Consider the following 20,226-nt stretch of genomic DNA (forward strand, 5'->3'; position numbering starts at 1 on the left):
AGGCCTCTGGCGGGGCGACTTCAACCACGGCGGCGCAGCCGGTCGCGGTTTTGCCCAAGCCACAGCGCAGAAAGGACCAATGGTCCGCATCCCGCCTCGCCGCTGGTCACAAGTTCCATCAGGCGATCAAAGCTGATGACATGGGACCGGATATCTTCCTGTTCGTGGTCCACACCACCCAGCCCCGCCGCGCTGTCGGGCAGGTCGGCAAGGCCGACATAGGAATACAGAAATTCGCTGACCGCGCCCGGAGACGGGTAATAATCGGCAATATGCTCAAGCGCTTGCATCTCAAGCCCGGCCTCCTCCAACCCTTCGCGTCGGGCGGCGTCCTGCGGGCTCTCGCCGGCGTCGATGCGCCCGGCAATGGGCTCCAAAACCCAAGGGTGCGGGTCGCCGCGCAGATGCGGGCCGACGCGAAACTGTTCGATCACAAGAACCCGGTCGCGCACAGGATCGTAAGGCAGCACCGTCACCGCGTCGCCGCCCAGAAACCCCGCGCGGTTCACACTGGCGCTCATCGCGCCGTTGAAGCGGCGAAACGACAGGTCGTGTTCTTCAAGCGTGAAGAAATTGGAATAAGGCCGGCGCGCGTCTGTCACCGCGACATCCCCGTCCCCTAGTGCGCTGCGCAAGGTGGTGGGGGCGGCACTGGCCTCAGCCCGCGCGCGGCTGGCGGCGCGGGTGCGGATCATGGAAAACCGGCGTGCGACCTCCTCGGCCGGCACCTGGCCGAAATAGGACATGACCTCATCAGCCGCATGCAGCGTCATTGCGCCCCAGTCGCGCACCCAGTCCTCCAGCGACCAAGGCGCGCCCGGCGTCCACAGTCCCGGCGCGGGGAAATAGACCTGCGCCACCACGTCCGTGCCGCCCAACCTGACCGTCACATCCTCCAGCGCATAATCAAAGCCGCCTTCATAGAAGTTCAGCCGCGCCAGCGCCGCGTCGTCCAGTCCCTGGACCAGCACGCCCTGCGCGGTGGCGCCTGTGGTCTTTCGGATCATCGGAAAGCATTCGCCCTCGGCCCACAGGACCTCATGCCCCGGCAGGGTCGCCTGTTGCGCGGCGGGGGCATCCGCCCCCAGCACCAGTGCCAGCAACGGCGCGTGACGCAGCGTGCCGTAAAAGAAAAGATCCGTCATCGGCTTACGACCAACGGCGCGCGGCCCACCCGGTCAGGACACCGCCCAGAACACCGCCCAGGACCAGCGCGCCGGCAACCTCAACCGTGGCAGCCAGAAGCAGGTAGTCGACGCCGATCTGAAACATGCCCTGGATCGCCTCAACCGGGCCATCATAGCTTTTGCGCAGAGCAAGCCGCAGCATTTCATAGCCCGAGAAGCACAAGAGCACCCAAAGGACCATGAGGATCGACGAGGAGAAGCCGATGCCGATCGGCGTGCCCTGCCCCAAGCCCAACCGCTTGCCGGTAAAGACCCAGCCGACCAGAAGGCCGAACCCTGCGGAAATGGGCGAGAACAACCCAATCTGGGTGCCGTCTGGCAAAAGCGGTTTCACCAGATCGGCACAGAACCATCCCAGAGCGGCAAAAAAGACCGCCGCGACAAGTTTCGGGGCTGTGGGCATGGGGCTGCTCCTTATCGGTCCCCGCCCTGAAGCCTCAGGCCGGGTTTTCCATAGTTACCTGTATCACGTCGCAGTTTCCGCTGTGAAAGGCGGCGGCGCAAGAGGTGAGATAGAAATTCCACATGCGACGAAAGCGATCATCAAAGCCCATCCCGGCCACCTGCCCCCATTTCGCGTTGAACGTGTCATGCCAGCGACGCAGCGTGATCGAATAGCTTTCGCCAAATTCGATCTGCTTGCGAAAGGTCAGCCCGGCGCGGTCGATCTCGGCCAAAAGCGCGGTTTTCGAAGGCAGCATGCCCCCCGGGAAAATGTATTTCTGTATGAAATCAACACCTTTTCGGTAGCTTTCAAACCGCGCCTCGGTCAGGGTTATAATCTGAAGCGTCGCCTGCGCGCCGGGTTTGAGGCAGGATTTCACTGTATTGAAATAGGTGGGCCAGTATTTTTCACCCACCGCCTCGAACATCTCGATACTGGCAATGGCATCATATTGGCCGCGTTCATCGCGGTAATCCTGCATCTTGATCTTGACCATATCCGACAGCCCGGCGCGGCGGATGCGGTCGATGGCAAAGTCGTGTTGTTCCTGGCTGATGGTCAGCCCGGTCACCCTTAGCCCACGTTTTCCAGCGGCATATTCGGCGAACCCGCCCCAGCCGCAGCCGATCTCCAACACATGGTCGCCGGGTTGCACGCCCATCTGATCGACCATCGCCTCATACTTCTGTTCCTGAGCCTTTTCAGTGCTTTCTTGCCCAGTCTTAAAGTAAGCAGAGCTGTATGTCATACTGTCATCCAGCCACAGGCCATAGAAATCATTGCCCAGGTCATAGTGATAGCTGATGTTCTTTTTCGCCTGGCGTTTTGAGTTCGACTGAAGCCAGAACCGCATGCGTTCATACATGCGCACCAGCGACATGCCGGGAAATCCGTTGTACAGGTCCTCGTTATCCGATTGCAGCAGGTCCAAGAACGCTTGCAGATCCGGTGTGCTCCACCCGCCTTCGATATAAGCGTCGCAGAAGCCCAGATCGCCTTCGCGCACAAGCCGGGCAAAGACATCATCGGAATGGACTTCCAGTTGGGCCACATAGCCGGGATTGCGACCCTCGGCGCGAAAGATACGCCCATCGTCCAGCACGAAATCAAGCCGCCCATGGTTCATGTTTTTGGCCAGATCAAACACCTGCGCGAAATAGCGCGGCAGGTTTTCCTGGCCTTTTGTCGTGGTCAGGATCATCCACATTTCCCCCCTGTTTTACCCGAAATGCTAGGCGCAAGACGGGGTTTTGGGCAAGGGGGTCGTGTTTTGGCACCCAAATTGGGCGCTTTCGCGGTCATTTAAACGGGATCGGATCAGATCACCACATCCAACGCCTGCATCAGTTTTTCGACCTCATCGGGGTGGGTGTAATGGGTGAAACTCAGGCGCAAAACGCCATCCTTCGGGTTCACTCCCAGGGCCTCAAGAGTGCGCACGGCATAAAAATCACCCCCGCCAGCCATAATTCCGTGATCGGCCAGGTCCGCGGCGACCCGTTCAGCCGACCCGCTCAACGCCAGCGCCACGGTAGGCGCGCGCCCTTCAGCCTGCGCCGGCCCCAGAAGCCGCACAGAGTTCTTTGCCGCGACATGGTCCAGCAAGGGCCGCAACAACCGCACCTCATGCGCGCGCATCAGGTCATGAACGCCAGCCGTGCGGGCGACCGCGTCCCCGCTGATTCCGTGATGCGCCGCTAGATCGTCGACATAATCCGCCATGCCCGCGCTGGCGGCGATCTGTGCGTGATCTGGCCCAGCGGGGGTGAAACGTTTGTAGAGCGACCCGGCGTTGAAGTAATGCCCTTGGTTCGGCAACAGCTCGCCCAATTCACGTCGGATCACCATGATGCCCTGATGTGGGCCATAGGTCTTATAGGCCGAAAACAAGTAGATATCGGGGCCAAGCGCGCCAACATCAACAAAACCATGCGGCGCGTAAGACACGCCGTCGACACAGACGAAGGCGCCCGCCACATGCACGCGCGCGGTGATCGCGGCGACATCGTTGACCTCGCCCACCACGTTGGAGCAATGCGGGAAACAGACCAGACGCACCTTGTCGTCCAGCAGCGTCTCCAACCTGTCCGGGTCCAGATGCCCGGTCTCGGGATCAATCTGCCATTCACGCACCTCGATGCCGTCGTCGGCCAACCGCCGCCAGGGGCCCGTGTTGGCCTCGTGATCCTGATTTGTGACGATGATCGCGTCACCTGGTTTCAGCCACTGGCGAAACGCCTGCGCCAGCACATAGGTGTTCTGCGTCGTCGACGGGCCGAAGCTGAGCTCGTCGCGCTCGACCCCCATCATCGCGGCCAGACGCGTGCGCGCCTCGTCCATCTCCTCGCCCGCCAGCCGGCTGGCCTCATAGGGCGCATAGGGCTGCACCTTGCGTTGGGTGTAGTAGCGCGTCAGCCGGTTGATCACCGGCGCACAGGTATATGACCCGCCCGCGTTTTCGAAAAAGGCCTGACCCTGCAGGGTCGGTTCGGCAAAGGCGGGAAACTGTGCCCGCACCCAGTTGATGTCCAGCTGCATCAAATCCTCCTGATTGGGTCACACAAGACGGAAAGCAGGGCTGACGCGCAAGGTGAAAAACCGATCCGATCGGCCGATTTCAGCCCATTTCGAACAATGGGTTTTGAATGTGTGTCGCTTCCTGCCCCCGCTTGGGTCGGTTTCGGCAGGTTATGGGGGACCGGATCACTATCGACTTGGTTCAACGGGCCGAAAACAAGCGCAACAGCGCGGGCGGGCCGTTTTTGAAACGGAACAGGGACAAGCACATGCAAGTCAAACCTCCATTCACGGAGCTTGAGATCAAGAAACAGCCCTCAGGCTTTTACAAGGACAACAGCCTGCCTATTGCGCTGATCAGCAAAGGCATCATGGTGCTTCTGGTCATCTGGGCGCTGGTCTTCCCCGCGAACGCCAACAGTACTCTGGGCAGCCTGAACGGCTATCTTCTGGGGCTGTTCAACCAGTTCTATATCGTCATCGTCGGCCTGTTCGCCTTCTTCCTGCTGATCGTGGCCATCCTGCCGCAATCGGGGCGCAAGGTCATGGGCGTGCCGGGCGAAAAGCCCGAGTTTTCGAACTTCTCGTGGTTCTCGATGATGTTTGGCGCCGGTCTGGGCGTCGGCCTGATGGTGTTTGCCACCGCCGAACCGCTGAGCCTGTGGGGATCGAACCCCGTGGTCGTCGCCGGTGAGGTCGCTGGCAACACCGAGGCGTCAATCCAGTCCGCCTATCGCTATACCTTCGCGCATTACGGCTTTCATGCCTGGGCGATCTATGTGGTGACCGGTCTGAGCCTGGCCTACTATGCCTATACCCGCAACATGCCGCTGACGATCCGCTCGGCGCTGACGCCGCTGTTCGGGCGCCACGTGAACGGCCCGTTGGGCCATGTCGTGGACGTTCTGGGCGTTGTCGCCACGATTCTGGGCGTGTCCGTCACCATCGGGTTCGGCGTCAGCCAGTTCATCGACGGTGTCTATGCGATCACCGGGGTCGAATGGATCATGAACATGGGTGGCGACGTGCCGGTGCCGTCAAAGGCCGGTCTGATTGCCGGGCTGTTCACGATCATGGCAATGTCGATCGTCTCGGCGGTGTCGGGTGTGGGGCGCGGGGTGAAATACCTGTCGAACCTCAACCTGGTCCTGTCGCTGATCCTGCTGTTCACCTTCGTGTTCTTCGGCTCGTTCTTCTTTGCGATGACGACCTATGGCTCGGCGTTCGTTGATTACATCATCAACTTCTTCTCGATCAGCTTCGGCTCTTACGGCCCGCAATCGGCTGAAACCTTCGCCGCGGCCTTGCCGGAATCCGCCAAGCCCTTCGCAGGTGATCTGTTCGGCGGGGCCACCAACGCCTATGGCGCCTGGGCCGGGTCGGACGGGTTTGAAACCTTCCGCTCGGGCCTGTCGGGTGCGGCCGCCGAACTGGACGACGCCACGTTGAAGGCGGTCTATGCCGCGGGCGACGATGGCCGTCAGTTCGGTTGGCAATCCTCCTGGACCACCTTCTACTGGGCCTGGTGGATCGCGTTCTCGCCCTTCGTTGGCCTGTTCCTGGCCCGCATCTCCAAGGGGCGGACCGTGCGCGAGTTCATCGTCGGCTGTGTCTTCGCGCCGGCGCTGGTCTGCTTTGCCTGGATGACCATCCTGGGCGGCACGGCGATTGATCTGGAGCTGAACGGCGGCGCCGCAGGTGCCATCACCGGCGCGTCCCAGACCAACCAGCTGTTCGCCACGCTGGCGCAGATGATCTCGGGCGGGCTTTTGTCCGCGCTGACCATCATGTGCGTGGTGCTGATCATGACCTTCCTGGTCACCTCGGCGGACAGTGGCATCCTGGTGATGAACACGATCATGTCGGGTGGCGAGCAGGAAACCGGCATCAAGCACCGCATCATCTGGGGACTGATCCTGACCGCGGTGATCGGCACGTTGATCGTGGCGGCGGGGGAAAACAATCCGATGGACGCGTTGAAAAACGCGATGATCATCGGCGCGTTGCCCTTCACGGCTGTGATGGGCCTGATGATGATCGCCCTGACCAAGGCGCTGTATCGCGACGGCAAGCGTGAAAAGCACGGGGTGCTGGGCGAATAAGCCTCGCCCCCTTGCGACAAACAGAAACGGCGCCGGATTTTCCGGCGCCGTTTTCCTGTCACGACCGAAGCATTCATGCTGAGGGCGCAATGCAGGCCTTCGCGGCACATTGAGCCGATGCGGGCTGAGCGGGACGAAGCTGCCATCCGAAGGGATGTTCGCAAGGTTTGCTTTCGGCCCTTTTTCGGCCTTGGCCTTAGATGCAACGCATGACCGACTTTGAACGCCTGCACCCTTTCGCCACACACGCCCTGGTCGTTCACCAATCGGCTTCGTTTGGTGCTCGGTTTTTTGCCACCGTAAAGCAATGGCTCAGGCTTTTTGACCTGCATCAAAAACCCTGTAATCAAAGCCTGGTACAAATCGGGAACACCCTTCAAGCACTCGTTACGGGAGCCGACTCATGTCAAACAAACTGACTATGGCGACAACGAAAGATGCTCAGAACACCATTCGCATCAAAGGGGCCCGCGTCCACAATCTCAAGAACATCACTCTTGATGTCCCCAAGCACAAGGTCGTGGTGTTCACCGGCGTCTCAGGCTCGGGCAAATCTTCGCTGGTGTTCGATACGATCTATACCGAGGCACAGCGCCAGTTGATCGAAACCTTCAGCGCATTCGCGCGCCGGCGCTTGCCGAAACTGTCGCGCCCCGACATCGACGAGATTGAGAACATCGCCACTGCCATCGTGATCGACCAGAAGAAGATGGGCGCAAACATGCGCAGCACTGTCGGCACCGCGACCGAAGTCTCCACCTATCTGCGCTTGCTGTTTTCGCGAGTCGGTCAGCCACAGATCGGGCCGTCGCACTTTTTCGGGTTCAACCACCCCGAGGGCATGTGCCCGGAGTGTCGCGGGCTGGGGCGGCGGATTTCGATCGACCAGGACGCGTTGCTGGATATGAACCTGTCGTTGCGCGACGGGGCGATCGGCCATCCCGACTACAAGGTTGGTGGCTGGAACTGGCGCGAGATGATCGCGTTCGAGCTGTTTGATAATGATCTGCCGCTCAAGGAGTATCCGACAGAGACACTTAACCAGTTGCTGCACAGCAAGGGTATCCCGGTTCAGAAGAAGCATGGCGCAGGCACCTATGCCAAGAATTTCGAAGGCATCATTCACAAGCTGGAGCGGGTCTACCTTGGCAAGTCCGATGCAAACCTGAGCAAGGACAGGCAGGCGGCATATGACAAGTATTTCACCATGTCGGCTTGCTCTGCCTGCGGTGGGTCGCGGATCAACGCGCGGGCACGCAGTGTTCTTGTTGGCGGGAAATCGTTGAACCAGCTTGGCGCGATGGAACTGACCGAGCTCTATGCATTCCTGTCCGGGTTCACATTTGAGCTGGCCCAACCGATCACAGAGAAAATCCGCGAGACGCTGGGACATTTGATCGATATCGGTGTTGGATACCTGACGCTGGATCGCGAGGTCGGGACGCTTTCGGGAGGTGAGAGCCAGCGGGTCAAGATGGCGCGCCAACTGCAATGTGATCTGGTCGACCTGCTCTACATCATGGACGAACCCTCGGTCGGTCTGCACCCGCATGACGTTTCGCGCCTGATCGCACTGCTGTTTGACCTCAAGGATCGGGGCAACTCGGTTCTGGTGGTCGAACACGACCCTGATATCATCCGCGCGGCAGACTGGATCATCGACATCGGCCCAAGGGCCGGCGTGAACGGCGGCCAGTTGGTTTATGCTGGGTCACCAGCAGGCATAACATCCTCCGACAGCGTGACAGGAGCATATCTTTCGCATGTGCCGGCCCTATCAGCGCGGCGCAGGTCTCCCACCGGTTTCTACGAAATCCGGGGCGCCATCGCCAACAACCTCAAGAATGTCAGCGTCGATATCCCCAAGGGCCTGCTGACCTGTGTGACGGGCGTTGCAGGAAGCGGCAAAAGCAGCCTGATCAACGAAGTGTTCATCAAGGCCCATCCCGAGGCCGTGGTGATCGACCAGTCGCCCGTGGCGCGCAGCATCCGGTCGACCCCGGCCACCTATACCGGCATGTTCGATTTCATCCGGCGTGATCTGGCGCGCGCCACAGACAGCGACCCAGCACTCTTCAGTTTCAATTCCAAGGGCGCCTGCCCGAAATGCAAAGGGAACGGGTTCATCAAGGTCGAGATGAGTTTTCTCGATGATGTCTCGATCACCTGCGACGAATGCAGCGGCCAGAAGTATAAAGCAGAGGTTCTGGCTCTGACGGATCGAGGCAAGAACATCTTTGACATCCTTGAGATGAACGTGAGTGCCGCGCGCGAGTATTTCCTCAACGATCAGGTTCTCAAACGTTTGCAACTGCTTGACGATGTCGGGCTTGGTTATCTCAAGATCGGCCAGCCCCTGTCGACCCTTTCAGGTGGCGAGGCGCAGCGGATCAAATTGGCGTCCGAGCTGCACAAGAAGGGCGCGCTCTATGTGCTTGATGAGCCGACAACGGGGCTGCACATGGCCGACATTGATAGGTTTTCGAACATTATCCAGAAACTTGTTGAGAACGGGAATAGCGTCGTGGTGATTGAGCACAACCTCGATATCATCCAGCAGGCGGACTGGATTATCGACATGGGCCCTGAAGGAGGCAGCACGGGCGGCGAAGTTCTGTTCCAGGGGCCGCCCTGCGATCTGTCATCGTCGATCCGTAGTATTACCGGGCGATACTTGGCGGTCGAGTGAAGCGAGATCGCCGCGTCGGGAATGAATTTGATCGAGTAAAACTTGTGGAAACATCAAGCCAGCTTGAACGGTTACTCTTACGGAACAGCAGTCGTCCGCGTAAAAATGAAGTGGACTTCCACTTTCCCCCCATGTGCCAAAACTTGCATGGAGCAACCTAGATCAAAAAGGGCTCAAACAAGCCGGTCGCTGCGGTTTACACAAACGACTACAACGGGGGTTAGCAGGTGTTCGCTATGCAACGCCTGAAAGACCGCGACGCGGGACTTTCCAGACCTTTGCTGCAAGCAAACCAATGGCTGCTTTTTTGGTTTGCACAGCTTGAATTGAGGGGACGCCCCAACTCCAAAGCTCCTGTTAGCCAGTAAATTGTCGCCTTTACAGGGCACAAACTCCGGGTAGGCCGCAACTGTTTTCGGAACACTAGAATTCATCAAACTCCGGAACATTGCCTAGCCTTAAAAGGAAGCTTGGGTCGCCGATCTCTCCACTGGCTGGATCTTCTATCACCATGTAGGCGTCAGCACCTGCGCAATCCTCGGATTGAGCCTCTCGTTCGGCTCTGTTTTGTGCTTCCGACGCTGTGGAATATTCAAATTGCTTGGCAATCTTCAGTCCGGTCTGCCCGTTGCGCCGAGCCTTTGTTTCAACATAAGTCTGGCAGATATAGTGGATTTTTTCCGAGGGAAGCTCTGCGCTTGTCATGGATGGATCCTTGTTGTCGGCAGGGGCGATTGGAATATCTGGGAACAGCTCTGGCAGATTTCAGCCTGAATGACGTGACTGTTGCCCAGCAGAGCACTCAACGCAAAGCAATGCCGCCGAAGCTCCATAATCACTTGGAAACGGCTCTAAGAGGGTCGTGTTTTACGCGCTGTTTTCGCCGTCGTTTCGGATGGCGTGTTCGCTTCTCTTTCAAGGCGGTTATTGCGAAGCCGGGTGACTTTAGCTTGTCGTTGTTCCGTTTCCTCGTCGACCATTTGTCTGACGACACGCGTCGTCTTATCCAACGGGGTTCCTGTCTCGCAAGCCAGCATGCTGCTTGCAGGCTGAATTTCGAGCTTGAACTGACGGCAGTCATGCATGCAGCTGGATTGGAGATTTCCGCTCAACGCTCGAACCTGCTGTTGACCGCTCGGGGCTCGCAGGGCTGCTTTGGGTCGCGTGCGTCGGAAGGGCCGATCGGATGACATCAGAGGGCTTCGCGGCGGATCATCCAAGCCTGCGCGCCCGGCTCTGACCGGTGGCAGGGTGCCCGTCCTGATTTGCTCGCTAGCTTTTCGAGTGTTGCGCCGCGAGGTCGCGCAGGAACGCGTCATCCGGCCAACGTTTGGTGGCGGCTTCCAGAAGGTCTCCGGGGTAATAATCGCCTTCGGCCAGCGGGTTGTCGCGCAGCACGGCCAGGGCGAAGGGTTTCAGCACTTCGGCGCCGATGTCCTGCGCGATCATGATGCGCAGGTCTTCGGGGGTAAATTGCCCCAGCGGCTTTTTGCGCAGCTGCCCGGTCGTGTTCTCGATGTAGGAGGCGCAGCAAACCAGCGGCCATTTCTGGCCGTCGATCTCTTCCAGCGTTTTGTTGGCAAGGGACGCCAGTTGGCGCCCCTCTTCATTCTCAGCCATTCACGTCCACCACGACACGACCCTTGACCTGACCCTTCAGGATATCCGCGCCCAAACCCGGCAGGTCCGACAGCGTGGCAGGGTTCACCATGGCCTCGAGTTTATCCATCGGCAGGTCGGATGCAATACGCGTCCAGGCGCGCAGGCGGTTGTCATAGGGCTGCATCACTGAATCAATGCCCAGAAGGTTCACGCCACGCAGCAGGAACGGGATCACTGTGGCGGGCAGGTTCGCCCCCCCCGCCAGGCCAACCGCCGCGACCGAGCCGCCGTATTTCATCTGGCCCAGCACACGGGCCAGCATCGGCCCACCCACGGCGTCGACACAGCCCGCCCAGGTTTCGGCCTCAAGCGGGCGCTTGGTGGTTTCGTTCAGCTCCTCGCGCGCCACGATCCGGGACGCGCCCAGCGATGTCAGGTAATCGGCCTGATCCGGGCGCCCGGTCACTGCGGCGACCTGATAGCCCAGGTTGGCCAGGATTGCTGTGGCAACCGAACCAACACCGCCGGCGGCCCCGGTGACCAGCACCTCGCCCTTGTCCGGGCTCAGCCCGTGATCCTCCAGCGCCATCACCGACAGCATCGCGGTGAAACCCGCCGTGCCCACTGCCATGGCCTGCCGCGCGTCCAGCCCGCCGGGCAGCGGCACCAGCCAATCGGCCTTCACCCGCGCCTTTTGCGCATAGCCGCCCCAGTGCGCCTCACCCACGCGCCAGCCGGTCAGAACGACCTTGTCGCCGGGTTTATAGCGCGCGTCGTCGGACGCCTCGACGGTGCCGGCAAAGTCGATGCCGGGCACATGCGGGTAATTGCGCACAAGCCCGCCACCCTTGGCCGACAGGCACAGCCCGTCCTTGTAGTTCACAGTGGAATACTCCACCGCCACCGTCACGTCGCCCTCGGGTAGCGCAGTTTCGTCCAGCTCGGTCAGGTTGGCAGCCGCCAGCCCGTCTTCGCCCTGTTCCATCACCAATGCTTTGAACATCGTCATTTCCTCATATCCAGAATGTTTCATGGACCATGACCGCGCGCGGCCCGTCCGGTGTGATCACGTCAAGTTCAGTGCCCGACGACCAATGGGTCATGCGCACCATGCCGATGCCGACGCCGGTGGCAAAATCGGGCGAATTTGCTGCCGAGGTCACCTGCCCGACTTGCAGGTTGCCATCCATCAACGGCCAGGCCCGGTCGCAGGGCGGCACATGGCCATATATCTCGATCGCGCGGATCTGTTGCACAGGGCCTTCCTTGGCCACGCGCAACAGCGCATCGCGCCCGACGCATCCCAGCGCGTCCTCGGTCTGGCAAAACCGCCCCAGCCCGCATTCGTGGGGCGTGTTGTGACGGGTCATGTCGTTGCCATAGGACAGCATCCCGCCCTCGATCCGTTCGATCAGGTTGGGACAGCCCGCATGCACGTCCAGCGATTTGCCCGCCTCGAACAGCGCGTGCCACAGCGGCATGGCGATGTCGGACCCGTCGACATAGATCTCGAACCCGCCCTGTTTCGAGTATCCTGAGCGCGCGACGATCAGGTCACGGCCCTTAAAGGCCAGGCGTTTGTAACGGAAAAAGCGGATGTCGCGCACCGCGTCGCCGAACACCGCTGCCATCAGGTCATCGGCCCGCGGGCCTTGAATGGCCAGCGGCGACACGTCGGGTTCATCCACCAGCACATCCAGCCGAAAGCCATAGGCCAGGCCCTTGACCCAGAACAGCAAATCACTGTCGGCAATGGAAATCCAGTAGCGGTCCTCGTCCAGTTTCAACGCCACGGGGTCGTTCAACATGCCGCCGGTCTCATCGACCATCGGCACATAGAAACACTGGCCGTCCTGCATCTTCGACAGGTTGCGTGGCGTCAGCATCTGCACCAGACGCGCCGCATCCGGACCGCGGATTTCGACCTGCCGTTCGCAGGCAACATCCCAGACCTGCACCGCGCTTTTCAGGTGGTGGTAGTCTTCCTCGAACGACCGGAACACGGTCGGCAGAAGCATGTGGTTGTAAACCGTATACCCCTTGACCCCGGCGGCGGTGACGCCATCCGAGAACGGGGTGCGCCGCACGCGGCGGGACGGGGCGATCGTGGTTGTCATGGGTCGCGCTCCCAATCGGTCAGGCGGGGCTTAGCGCCCCGGCCCTTTCCAGTCGATCTGGCAGATCTCGGCGGATTTGCCGTCGAAATCCCACACCCGGCCAAAGGCGCGCACGCGGCCCTGGTTGGCGGTGGCCACGGTGATGTCGGGGCCCATCCAGTATTCAGTGTTGGTGATCACCTGGTCCTCGCCCCCCTTGCCCGGCACCGGGACAATCTCGCCCTTGATGGCGCGACCGACCATCAGGCGGCGGGTCTTGCCCTCGGTCTCAAACGTGATCGGCGCGCGTTCGGCGCCCAGGAAATCGCTGACCAGCATGGAAAACAGCCCCGTGGTGCCCTTGGCCTTGCCGGTGAAGATGTTGCACAGCCCATCGAACGCCGCATCCGAGGCGCGGTCGTCGATATAGGCCGCGGCCTTCCAGTTGCCACGCGCCATGTTGCCGGGGATTTCCAGCAACAGGCCCACGTTCAGCCCCGACAGGTCATGTTCGCCATACTGGCCTTCGTCGATGCGAATGCCGGCCCAGCCCATGCAGTAACCTTCGGTCGGCGGGTGATTGCCCAGCGAAACGACGCAGGGGCAGAACACCGTGCAGTTGCAGTTAAGGATCAATTCCCCCTTGATGGTCCATTCGACCTGTCCGACTTGGGTGTCGTCCAGCATGTTGCGTCCTCCTCAGATCAGCGCAGTTGCCACGACCGCAAGACCTGCGGCCATTAACCCCCACCCCAGCGGCTTCGTCAGCGGCCGTCCAAGGTCGGGAAGTTTCTCGAAAATCATCACCAGCGTTGCCAGCCCCATGAAGGCCAGGTTCATCACCCCGCCCACGAAGCCCAACAGCATCAAGGCCCAGCAGCAGCCCAGGCACAGCGCGCCCAGGCGCAGGCCCAGCTCAAGCGGGTTGCGCAGGCCGGGGCGCCAGTATTGCATGAAAAAAGTCAGGGGCTCGCGGCACTGGGTCAGGCAGGCGTCCTTGAGGGCCGAGAATTGATAGGCCCCCGCCCCGAACAAAAGCGCGCCCGACAGCCAGGGCGTCAGGCTCTGCCCGATCGGCGACACCAGCCCCGCGCGAAACAGCGCGATCTGCAAGGCGGCGGCGACCAGTGAAAAGCCCATCCAGATCACCAGGTATCCCGCCAGCAGAAGCTGGAACCCGGTGCGCGTGGCCGCCCCCGAATGGATCAGGTCGTCATAGGTCGCGAGCGCGGGCAGGAAGGTTGGCGCCATCATCGCCGCTGCCATCACCGCCCACATCGCCGCAAGGCCCCAATACCCCGCCTGGTCCGGGCTGACGATGCACAGGGACCGCCAGAACTCGGCACCATAGATCTGCGCCGCCCCGCGCAGATCCGCCGGCAACGCCATCGCATAGAGCACCGCCCAGCCTGCCAGGATCAGGCCGAACAGCGTCAACCAATGTGGCGCGGCCATACTTCTTATCCTTGACGCAAGCGGCATCTGTCCCCCATGTGTGAGTCGGGATTATAATGTCTGACAATTGAATGTCTGACAATTAAAAAGGAACGCCATGCGCACGGAACTTGAGACCGACCGCGACCTGTCGATGCAGATCGCCGCCGCAATCCGCGACGCAATCGTTGAGGGCGGGTTGATCGTCGATCAGCGCCTGCCCTCCGAGGCCGAGTTGTGCGAACAGTTTGGCGTGTCCCGCCCCACGGTGCGCGAAGCACTGAAGCGGCTGGCGGCACAGAACCTGATCCGCACGCAGCGTGGGGCCTCCGGGGGCGCCTTCGTGAACCGGATGTCATTCGAGGAAGCCTACGGCCAGCAGATCACCACCTCGACGCTGCTTCTCAGTATGAACGAGGTCGATTTCGAAACCGCCTGCGAGGCGCGTTATGCGCTGGAACGGGCCTGTATCGCGCTGTCTGCCCAGCGACGCAGCGCCGATCACCTGGCCACGATGCGCGCTGAAATCCACCGCCAGGCGCAGCCCGGTTTGACGGACGAGGCCTTTTGCGCCTCGGACGTGGCGTTTCACCGCGCGCTGGTGGACGGCGCGATGAACCCGGTCCTGTCCTATCAGCTGGCCGGTGCGGTCGAGGCGACCCAGCCCCTGATGAACATGATCACCTTCACGGCGCGGTCACGTGAGGAAATCGTCGGGCTGCACACGCGCATCGCCAATGCGATCGAGGCACAGGACGGCGCTGCGGCAGATCAGGCCTTGGCCGACCTCACAGCCTACACTCTGACCCTAGCAGAACAGGTTAGGGCCGCGCGAGCACAACGGGGCTGACACCTACCACGTCCGCGCAATGCAGATTTCTGCCGCCGTCAGGGAAGCGAACGGGCCAATTGCCTGACCAAGGACGGGGCTTCCTCGCCCGTCTGACCTTGTGACCTCAAGGCTTACCGGCCCAAGAAGATGATCCGAAGGCGCGACATAGGCTCTGGAGCCAGCCGGGACGTTCAGCCGAAACGTGTTTTCCGGCCCGCAATGGCGCGGGGGGACATTGCGCAATTCAGGGAACGCAAAAGAATAGATCAGTCTGCCCTGCGTTTGGCGCCCGCAAACACGTTGCCCGCTGCAATCGAGCTCGGTCGCGACGGTTGTGATCGTGAATCCGAGCTGGGCCCCTTCACGATAGTTCCGGTACGCACTGTGGATCCATAGATCGAAATCCGAGGCCGAACGCCTCTGAAACCCGACGATATCCAGGTCCTCAATGGTCAGATACCCAGAACCGGCGGCTGAACCTGTGGTCATGTTGTGCAGAAGCGGCGCGCGTTCCGTGATCGCGTGGCGCTGTCGATCACGGGTGCGACGCGGTTCGCTAAGTTCGATCAGAATGCTGTGCAATTCCCCATCCGAATTCACATCTCCAGTGGGGAACATCTGGAACTGTCCAAGGTTTCGGATTTCGATCCGGTATATATCCCGCCCCGATGCGCGGTTTTGAGTGGCCGAGACCTCCTTGGCCAATACCAGTTGTGAAGTGCCCGTGGAAATCATGGCCACAAGGGCCACAAGGCGCAGAAAGTTCATAACAAGTCCTTTCCAAAACACTCATACCATCCACACAACATACACGATTTGGCCAGGTTTTCACATCCTGGCGTGACATGGCGATTGAACCAGCGCCGATGAGCGCCTATATATTTGGTGTCTCCTCGGAGACTATGGACATAAACGCGCTCGTAATAAGCGGATCGGACCCGGGGGCGGTACCCGGCGGCTCCACCAAACATCCTTATTGGGGGATCATGGGGCCGAAACAGGATCGACGGACGTCTAAAGGGGTTAGCTTTGTTTCGGCGGGGTGCCACCGTATCGGCCCATAAAGTACAATTGCCAATAACAATCGTGCTCCGGCTATGGCTCTGGCTGCGTAAGCAGTTCGAGTTGCCGAAACTTAAGCCCTTTCGCCTAGCCGCGTAAGGCGGGGTTCGCAGGCACCTGGCAACAGAAGCCTGCACTTTCCCCCATCACTCTCTTGACCCTTTGCCAAGCTGTCGGGCACAGAAGGTCAACGATCCGGGGGCCCCATGACCACACCGAACCTTGCCGAGTTGACCCGCGTTTTTGCGCGCATCGGTCTTATGTCCTTTGGTGGGCCTGCGGCGCAGATCGCCGTGATGCACCGCGAACTGGTCGAAGACCGGACCTGGTTGAGTGAACAGCAATTCCTGAATGCGCTGAGCTTTTGCATGCTTTTGCCCGGCCCCGAAGCAATGCAGCTGTGCACCTATGCCGGCTGGCGCCTGCGCGGCGTGACCGGCGGCGTGATTGCGGGCCTTTTGTTCGTGGTGCCCGGCGCGCTGGTGATGTTGGCGCTGGCCTGGGCCTATGCGACCTGGGGCAGCGTGCCACTGGTCGCATCGCTGTTTCTGGGCATCAAAGCGACCGTCATCATCATCGTTCTACAGGCGTTGGCACGGCTGTCGGGCAAGACCCTGAAACAGCCAGACCGATGGGTTCTGGCCGCGCTGTCATTCCTGGGCATCTACGCGCTGGGGGCGCCCTTTCCGCTGATCATCGCACTGGCGGCCGCCTATGGTGCGCTGACCGCGCGCGCGCCGCGGTCCGACGCCCCTGCCCCTGCGCTGGCCGCGCGCACCCCACGCACGATCGCACTTTGGCTAGCCCTGTGGTGGGCACCGATCGCGGCAGCCTGGGCGCTGGGCGCAGATACGCTGGCCGCCATCGGGCTGTTCTTTTCAAAGCTCGCCGTTGTCACCTTCGGCGGCGCCTATGCGGTGCTGGCCTATATGACCCAGGAGGTGGTCGAGACCAACGGATGGCTGTCCACCGCGCAGATGATGGACGGGCTGGGGTTGGCGGAAACCACACCGGGGCCACTGATCCTGGTGACCGAGTTCGTCGGCTATCTGGCTGGACACAACGCAGGCGGGCCGCTGTTGGCGCTGGGCGCCGCCGCGCTGACGCTCTGGGTCACCTTCGTTCCGTGTTTCCTGTGGATTTTCACCGCCGCGCCCTATGTCGAATGGATCGCCAGCCGCCCCCGCCTGACCGGGGCGCTGTCGGCGATCACGGCGGCCGTGGTCGGGGTCATCGCCAACCTGTCACTGTGGTTCGCCCTGCATGTCTTCTTTGACAATGTGGGCCGCGCGCAGCTTGGCCCCTTCACCCTGGCCTGGCCAGACCTGACCAGTTTCAATGCACCGGCACTGGTGTTGGCCGCACTGGCAGCCGTGCTGCTTTTGCGCCTGAACCGCTCGTTGCCGGTCACCCTGGCGCTGATGGCGGGTGCAGGAGCTGGTCTCGGCTTTATTGCTGGCTGATTTTCCACCAGCCGCCTTTTCTTCACGCCCGAATCTCGTATGTTGAGGTGAACACTTACCGAAGGCGCGCACATGTCCGACACGATTGACTATGGCAACCTGATGCATACCGCGATGCGGGGGCTGATCCAGAAGGTGCTTCTGGATGTCGCCAAGGCCGGGCTTCCGGGCCAGCATCATTTTTTCATCACCTTCGACACGACCCACCCGGAGGTCGAGCTGGCCGACTGGCTGGCGGATCGGTTTCCCGAGGACATGACGATTGTCATGCAGCATTGGTTCGACAATCTCGACGTGACCGATGATGGCTTCTCCGTCACTCTGAACTTCGGTGACCAGCCCGAAGCGATGTACATCCCTTATGACGCGATCCGCACCTTCGTGGACCCGTCAGTGGAGTTCGGCCTGCGGTTCGAAACCCAAGACGAAGACGACGAAGAAGAAACCGAGGAGGCGCACGATCTGACCGAGGTCGGCCTTGAAGAGATTGCCCCGATCGCCGAGGACGTGGAACCAGACGAAACCCCTCAGGATGCCGAGGTCGTCAGCCTGGACAGTTTCCGAAAATAACCTCTGCGCTGCGTCAAATCGGTATCCAACGGTATACAGTATTGAACTTTGCGCCAATTGCGCTATGAAAGCAGCGGTTTTCATTCAAAGGCGCTGACACATGACCCAGACCCGCACCGAATCCGACAGCTTTGGCCCGCTCGAAGTTCCGACCGACAAGTATTGGGGCGCGCAGACGCAGCGTTCGCTTATGAATTTCCCGATTGGCTGGGAAAAACAGCCCGTTGCGATCGTACGCGCGCTGGGCGTGATCAAACAGGCCTGCGCCGAAGCCAACAAGGCGTCGGGCGACATGGATGCAAGGATCGCCGATGCGGTGATCGAAGCGGCGGGCGAGGTTGTCGCTGGCAAGCTGGACGACCACTTTCCGCTGGTGGTGTGGCAGACTGGGTCCGGCACCCAATCGAACATGAACTCGAACGAGGTGATCGCCAATCGCGCGATCGAACTCCTGGGCGGCGTGATCGGGTCGAAAGACCCCGTGCACCCGAACGACCATTGCAACATGGGCCAGTCGTCGAACGACACCTTCCCGACTGCGATGCACATCGCCACCGCGATGACCGTGCGTGATGTGCTGCTGCCCGGCCTTGAAAAGCTGGCCGCAGGGCTGGAAGCCAAGTCCGAGGAATTCAAGGACATCATCAAGATCGGCCGCACCCATACGCAGGACGCCACCCCGCTGACGCTGGGCCAGGAGTTTGGCGGCTATGCCCACCAGATCCGCCAGGGCATTGCGCGGGTGAACGCCGCCCTGCCCGGCATTTACGAACTGGCGCAAGGCGGCACCGCCGTCGGCACCGGTCTGAACACCAAGAAAGGCTGGGGCGAAACCGTGGCCGCCAACATGGCGCGCATCACTGGCCTGCCCTTCGTCACCGCCCCCAACAAGTTCGAAGCACTGGCGGCACACGACGCGATGGTCTTCATGTCGGGCGCTTTGGCGACGATCGCGGGCAGCTGCTACAAGATCGCCAACGACATCCGCTTCCTGGGCTCCGGCCCGCGCTCAGGCCTTGGCGAATTGATCCTGCCGGAGAACGAACCGGGCAGCTCGATCATGCCGGGCAAGGTGAACCCGACCCAGGCCGAGGCGCTGACCCAGGTCGCCGCCCACGTGATGGGCAACAACGCCGCGATGACCTTCGCAGGCTCGCAAGGCCACTTTGAGCTCAACGTCTACAACCCGATGATGAGCTACAATCTGCTGCAGTCGATCCAGCTTCTGGGCGACGCTGCCGACAGCTTTACCGAGCGGATGCTGAACGGCATTCAGGCCAACGAGCCGCGCATCGACAAGCTGATGAAAGAAAGCCTGATGCTGGTGACCGCACTGGCCCCCACCATCGGCTATGACAACGCGACCAAGGTGGCCAAGACCGCGCACAAGAACGGCACGACGCTGAAGGAAGAGGCGATCGCGCTGGGCTTTGTCGACGAGGCGACCTTTGACGCGGTGGTGCGCCCCGAACAGATGATCGGCCCCAAGGGCTGATGGCGAAGATCGTCAGCCTGTCCACGGCCCGCAAGTCACGAGATCGCGTGAAGAAGCGGGCCAAAGCCGATGAAAACGCGGTGAAATTCGGGCTGACAAAATCGCAGAAATCGCTGAATAAAGCACGGGGCGAGAAATCGGCCCGTGACCACGACGGGCTTGAACGGGAATGAGACCTGAAAAACACTCCCTGACCCTGCGCGGTCATCGGACCTCGGTGTCGTTGGAGCCCGAATTCTGGAATGCCTTCCGCGATATTGCGACGGTAAAATCGATACCTATCAATGCCCTGGCCGCGGAAATTGATGAAGGACGCGGGGTCTCGATGGGTCTGGCGTCGGCGATCCGCCTGTATGTTTTAGCCTACTACAAGAACTCCGCGACGGGTGGTGATTAGGCTGCGGTCCTGTCGTAAAGTGCGCTGCGCAGGCGGCGGGCGCGCTGAACTTGGCGCTGCTCTTGTGGTGAATAGCCCATTTTGCAGCAATCAGCGGGATTCAGGTCGCATTTAAAAAGACTTCGGATTTCTTCGCGCGATACGTGGTCTTCGTCATGAACCGCCCTGGTCTGACCGCCCTTGGGGGCCGCACGCCAAGCCGGCAACGGAATTCGAAAAATTGCGTGAAAGTGGCGATCTGTGGCAGCAACTTGCATCATCTAACTCTTAACAATGACACGCAGCGATCCCACCCATCCGCGCATCGTGTATGACTGATATGTCAAATTTCAGGC

The 20,226-nt window shown here is 60.8% G+C and carries 21 protein-coding genes and 1 other RNA gene; 11 read left to right on the forward strand and 11 right to left on the reverse strand.

The window, feature by feature from the left end; translation table 11 throughout:
* Positions 1-20: 20 nt before the first annotated feature.
* From MN188_RS03870 to MN188_RS03885, 4 genes are all read right to left on the reverse strand, one after another.
* The gene (locus tag MN188_RS03870; RefSeq protein WP_242106284.1) at positions 21-1,145 is read right to left on the reverse strand and encodes a gamma-glutamylcyclotransferase; all 1,125 of its coding nucleotides are present in this window, start codon (positions 1,143-1,145) and stop codon (positions 21-23) included.
* A 4-nt stretch (positions 1,146-1,149) separates the two neighbouring features.
* Positions 1,150-1,590, reverse strand: coding sequence for a TrgA family protein (locus tag MN188_RS03875; RefSeq protein WP_242106285.1), 441 nt, complete (start codon positions 1,588-1,590; stop codon positions 1,150-1,152).
* Between the two features lie 34 nt (positions 1,591-1,624).
* Positions 1,625-2,833, reverse strand: a complete 1,209-nt coding sequence (locus MN188_RS03880) for an SAM-dependent methyltransferase (RefSeq protein WP_242106286.1) — start codon at positions 2,831-2,833, stop codon at positions 1,625-1,627.
* 116 nt (positions 2,834-2,949) lie between these two features.
* Entirely contained in the window at positions 2,950-4,170 is a 1,221-nt protein-coding gene (locus tag MN188_RS03885; RefSeq protein ID WP_242106287.1) for an aminotransferase class V-fold PLP-dependent enzyme, read from the reverse strand.
* A gap of 248 nt (positions 4,171-4,418) precedes the next feature.
* Here MN188_RS03885 and MN188_RS03890 point away from each other — a divergent pair, with 248 nt between their 5' ends.
* The 3 genes from MN188_RS03890 to MN188_RS03900 all read left to right on the forward strand — a co-directional run bounded on the left by MN188_RS03890 (position 4,419) and on the right by MN188_RS03900 (position 8,940).
* The gene (locus tag MN188_RS03890) at positions 4,419-6,251 is read left to right on the forward strand and encodes a BCCT family transporter (RefSeq protein ID WP_242106288.1); all 1,833 of its coding nucleotides are present in this window, start codon (positions 4,419-4,421) and stop codon (positions 6,249-6,251) included.
* A gap of 209 nt (positions 6,252-6,460) precedes the next feature.
* Entirely contained in the window at positions 6,461-6,670 is a 210-nt protein-coding gene (locus MN188_RS03895) for a hypothetical protein (protein WP_242106289.1), read from the forward strand.
* On the forward strand, positions 6,655-8,940 hold the full coding sequence (locus MN188_RS03900) for an ATP-binding cassette domain-containing protein (RefSeq protein ID WP_242106290.1): 2,286 nt from the start codon (positions 6,655-6,657) through the stop codon (positions 8,938-8,940). The genes MN188_RS03895 and MN188_RS03900 overlap by 16 nt, the downstream gene beginning before the upstream one ends.
* A 423-nt stretch (positions 8,941-9,363) precedes the next feature.
* Here MN188_RS03900 and MN188_RS03905 read toward each other — a convergent pair whose 3' ends face one another.
* On the reverse strand, positions 9,364-9,645 hold the full coding sequence (locus tag MN188_RS03905; protein WP_242106291.1) for a hypothetical protein: 282 nt from the start codon (positions 9,643-9,645) through the stop codon (positions 9,364-9,366).
* A 29-nt stretch (positions 9,646-9,674) separates the two neighbouring features.
* Here MN188_RS03905 and MN188_RS03910 point away from each other — a divergent pair, with 29 nt between their 5' ends.
* Positions 9,675-10,130: a hypothetical protein gene (locus MN188_RS03910; protein ID WP_242106292.1), complete on the forward strand. Its 456-nt coding sequence runs from the start codon at positions 9,675-9,677 to the stop codon at positions 10,128-10,130.
* Between the two features lie 82 nt (positions 10,131-10,212).
* Here MN188_RS03910 and MN188_RS03915 read toward each other — a convergent pair whose 3' ends face one another.
* The 5 genes from MN188_RS03915 to MN188_RS03935 are packed head-to-tail and all read right to left on the reverse strand — an operon-like array spanning position 10,213 to position 14,093.
* The gene (locus MN188_RS03915; RefSeq protein WP_242106293.1) at positions 10,213-10,560 is read right to left on the reverse strand and encodes a contact-dependent growth inhibition system immunity protein; all 348 of its coding nucleotides are present in this window, start codon (positions 10,558-10,560) and stop codon (positions 10,213-10,215) included.
* Complete coding sequence (gene acuI / locus MN188_RS03920) at positions 10,553-11,545, reverse strand: acrylyl-CoA reductase (NADPH) (protein ID WP_242107371.1); 993 nt, start codon at positions 11,543-11,545, stop codon at positions 10,553-10,555. Before acuI ends, MN188_RS03915 begins: the two co-directional genes overlap by 8 nt.
* A gap of 10 nt (positions 11,546-11,555) precedes the next feature.
* Complete coding sequence (locus MN188_RS03925) at positions 11,556-12,659, reverse strand: dimethylsulfoniopropionate demethylase (protein WP_242106294.1); 1,104 nt, start codon at positions 12,657-12,659, stop codon at positions 11,556-11,558.
* Between the two features lie 30 nt (positions 12,660-12,689).
* Positions 12,690-13,325 carry a DUF1326 domain-containing protein gene (locus tag MN188_RS03930; RefSeq protein ID WP_242106295.1) on the reverse strand — a complete coding sequence of 212 codons (636 nt, stop codon included), beginning with the start codon at positions 13,323-13,325 and terminating at the stop codon, positions 12,690-12,692.
* A gap of 12 nt (positions 13,326-13,337) precedes the next feature.
* Positions 13,338-14,093: a DUF2182 domain-containing protein gene (locus MN188_RS03935; protein WP_242106296.1), complete on the reverse strand. Its 756-nt coding sequence runs from the start codon at positions 14,091-14,093 to the stop codon at positions 13,338-13,340.
* Positions 14,094-14,190: 97 nt separating this feature from the next.
* Between MN188_RS03935 and MN188_RS03940 the strand changes: the two genes are divergently transcribed.
* Complete coding sequence (locus tag MN188_RS03940; RefSeq protein ID WP_242106297.1) at positions 14,191-14,922, forward strand: FadR/GntR family transcriptional regulator; 732 nt, start codon at positions 14,191-14,193, stop codon at positions 14,920-14,922.
* Positions 14,923-14,925: 3 nt separating this feature from the next.
* On the opposite strand, the gene MN188_RS03945 is transcribed toward MN188_RS03940, so the two are convergent.
* Positions 14,926-15,672, reverse strand: a complete 747-nt coding sequence (locus MN188_RS03945; RefSeq protein WP_242106298.1) for a hypothetical protein — start codon at positions 15,670-15,672, stop codon at positions 14,926-14,928.
* 80 nt (positions 15,673-15,752) lie between these two features.
* Here MN188_RS03945 and ssrA point away from each other — a divergent pair.
* From ssrA to MN188_RS03975, 6 genes are all read left to right on the forward strand, one after another.
* Positions 15,753-16,104, forward strand: a transfer-messenger RNA (tmRNA) gene (ssrA, locus tag MN188_RS03950).
* A 68-nt stretch (positions 16,105-16,172) separates the two neighbouring features.
* Positions 16,173-17,429 carry a chromate efflux transporter gene (gene chrA, locus MN188_RS03955; RefSeq protein WP_242106299.1) on the forward strand — a complete coding sequence of 419 codons (1,257 nt, stop codon included), beginning with the start codon at positions 16,173-16,175 and terminating at the stop codon, positions 17,427-17,429.
* A gap of 72 nt (positions 17,430-17,501) precedes the next feature.
* The gene (locus MN188_RS03960) at positions 17,502-17,999 is read left to right on the forward strand and encodes an SspB family protein (protein ID WP_242106300.1); all 498 of its coding nucleotides are present in this window, start codon (positions 17,502-17,504) and stop codon (positions 17,997-17,999) included.
* 100 nt (positions 18,000-18,099) lie between these two features.
* Positions 18,100-19,494 carry a class II fumarate hydratase gene (gene fumC, locus MN188_RS03965; protein WP_242106301.1) on the forward strand — a complete coding sequence of 465 codons (1,395 nt, stop codon included), beginning with the start codon at positions 18,100-18,102 and terminating at the stop codon, positions 19,492-19,494.
* Entirely contained in the window at positions 19,494-19,667 is a 174-nt protein-coding gene (locus tag MN188_RS03970) for a DUF4169 family protein (protein ID WP_242106302.1), read from the forward strand. The genes fumC and MN188_RS03970 overlap by 1 nt, the downstream gene beginning before the upstream one ends.
* Positions 19,664-19,891, forward strand: coding sequence for a ribbon-helix-helix domain-containing protein (locus MN188_RS03975; protein WP_242106303.1), 228 nt, complete (start codon positions 19,664-19,666; stop codon positions 19,889-19,891). Before MN188_RS03970 ends, MN188_RS03975 begins: the two co-directional genes overlap by 4 nt.
* Positions 19,892-20,226 lie beyond the last annotated feature (335 nt).

The organism is Aliiroseovarius subalbicans (assembly GCF_022678625.1).
Classification (GTDB): Bacteria; Pseudomonadota; Alphaproteobacteria; order Rhodobacterales; family Rhodobacteraceae; genus Aliiroseovarius_A; species Aliiroseovarius_A subalbicans.

Excerpts from the sequence above, each read along its gene's own strand:
- acuI (WP_242107371.1), bottom strand. The coding sequence starts at position 11,545 with ATGTTCAAAGCATTGGTGATGGAACAGGGCGAAGACGGGCTGGCGGCT.
- MN188_RS03900 (WP_242106290.1), top strand. The coding sequence starts at position 6,655 with ATGTCAAACAAACTGACTATGGCGACAACGAAAGATGCTCAGAACACC.
- chrA (WP_242106299.1), top strand. The coding sequence starts at position 16,173 with ATGACCACACCGAACCTTGCCGAGTTGACCCGCGTTTTTGCGCGCATC.
- fumC (WP_242106301.1), top strand. The coding sequence starts at position 18,100 with ATGACCCAGACCCGCACCGAATCCGACAGCTTTGGCCCGCTCGAAGTT.
- MN188_RS03880 (WP_242106286.1), bottom strand. The coding sequence starts at position 2,833 with ATGATCCTGACCACGACAAAAGGCCAGGAAAACCTGCCGCGCTATTTC.
- MN188_RS03945 (WP_242106298.1), bottom strand. The coding sequence starts at position 15,672 with ATGAACTTTCTGCGCCTTGTGGCCCTTGTGGCCATGATTTCCACGGGC.
- MN188_RS03960 (WP_242106300.1), top strand. The coding sequence starts at position 17,502 with ATGTCCGACACGATTGACTATGGCAACCTGATGCATACCGCGATGCGG.
- MN188_RS03975 (WP_242106303.1), top strand. The coding sequence starts at position 19,664 with ATGAGACCTGAAAAACACTCCCTGACCCTGCGCGGTCATCGGACCTCG.
- MN188_RS03875 (WP_242106285.1), bottom strand. The coding sequence starts at position 1,590 with ATGCCCACAGCCCCGAAACTTGTCGCGGCGGTCTTTTTTGCCGCTCTG.
- MN188_RS03925 (WP_242106294.1), bottom strand. The coding sequence starts at position 12,659 with ATGACAACCACGATCGCCCCGTCCCGCCGCGTGCGGCGCACCCCGTTC.
- MN188_RS03885 (WP_242106287.1), bottom strand. The coding sequence starts at position 4,170 with ATGCAGCTGGACATCAACTGGGTGCGGGCACAGTTTCCCGCCTTTGCC.
- MN188_RS03905 (WP_242106291.1), bottom strand. The coding sequence starts at position 9,645 with ATGACAAGCGCAGAGCTTCCCTCGGAAAAAATCCACTATATCTGCCAG.
- MN188_RS03930 (WP_242106295.1), bottom strand. The coding sequence starts at position 13,325 with ATGCTGGACGACACCCAAGTCGGACAGGTCGAATGGACCATCAAGGGG.
- MN188_RS03890 (WP_242106288.1), top strand. The coding sequence starts at position 4,419 with ATGCAAGTCAAACCTCCATTCACGGAGCTTGAGATCAAGAAACAGCCC.
- MN188_RS03935 (WP_242106296.1), bottom strand. The coding sequence starts at position 14,093 with ATGGCCGCGCCACATTGGTTGACGCTGTTCGGCCTGATCCTGGCAGGC.
- MN188_RS03870 (WP_242106284.1), bottom strand. The coding sequence starts at position 1,145 with ATGACGGATCTTTTCTTTTACGGCACGCTGCGTCACGCGCCGTTGCTG.
- MN188_RS03970 (WP_242106302.1), top strand. The coding sequence starts at position 19,494 with ATGGCGAAGATCGTCAGCCTGTCCACGGCCCGCAAGTCACGAGATCGC.
- MN188_RS03895 (WP_242106289.1), top strand. The coding sequence starts at position 6,461 with ATGACCGACTTTGAACGCCTGCACCCTTTCGCCACACACGCCCTGGTC.
- MN188_RS03915 (WP_242106293.1), bottom strand. The coding sequence starts at position 10,560 with ATGGCTGAGAATGAAGAGGGGCGCCAACTGGCGTCCCTTGCCAACAAA.
- MN188_RS03940 (WP_242106297.1), top strand. The coding sequence starts at position 14,191 with ATGCGCACGGAACTTGAGACCGACCGCGACCTGTCGATGCAGATCGCC.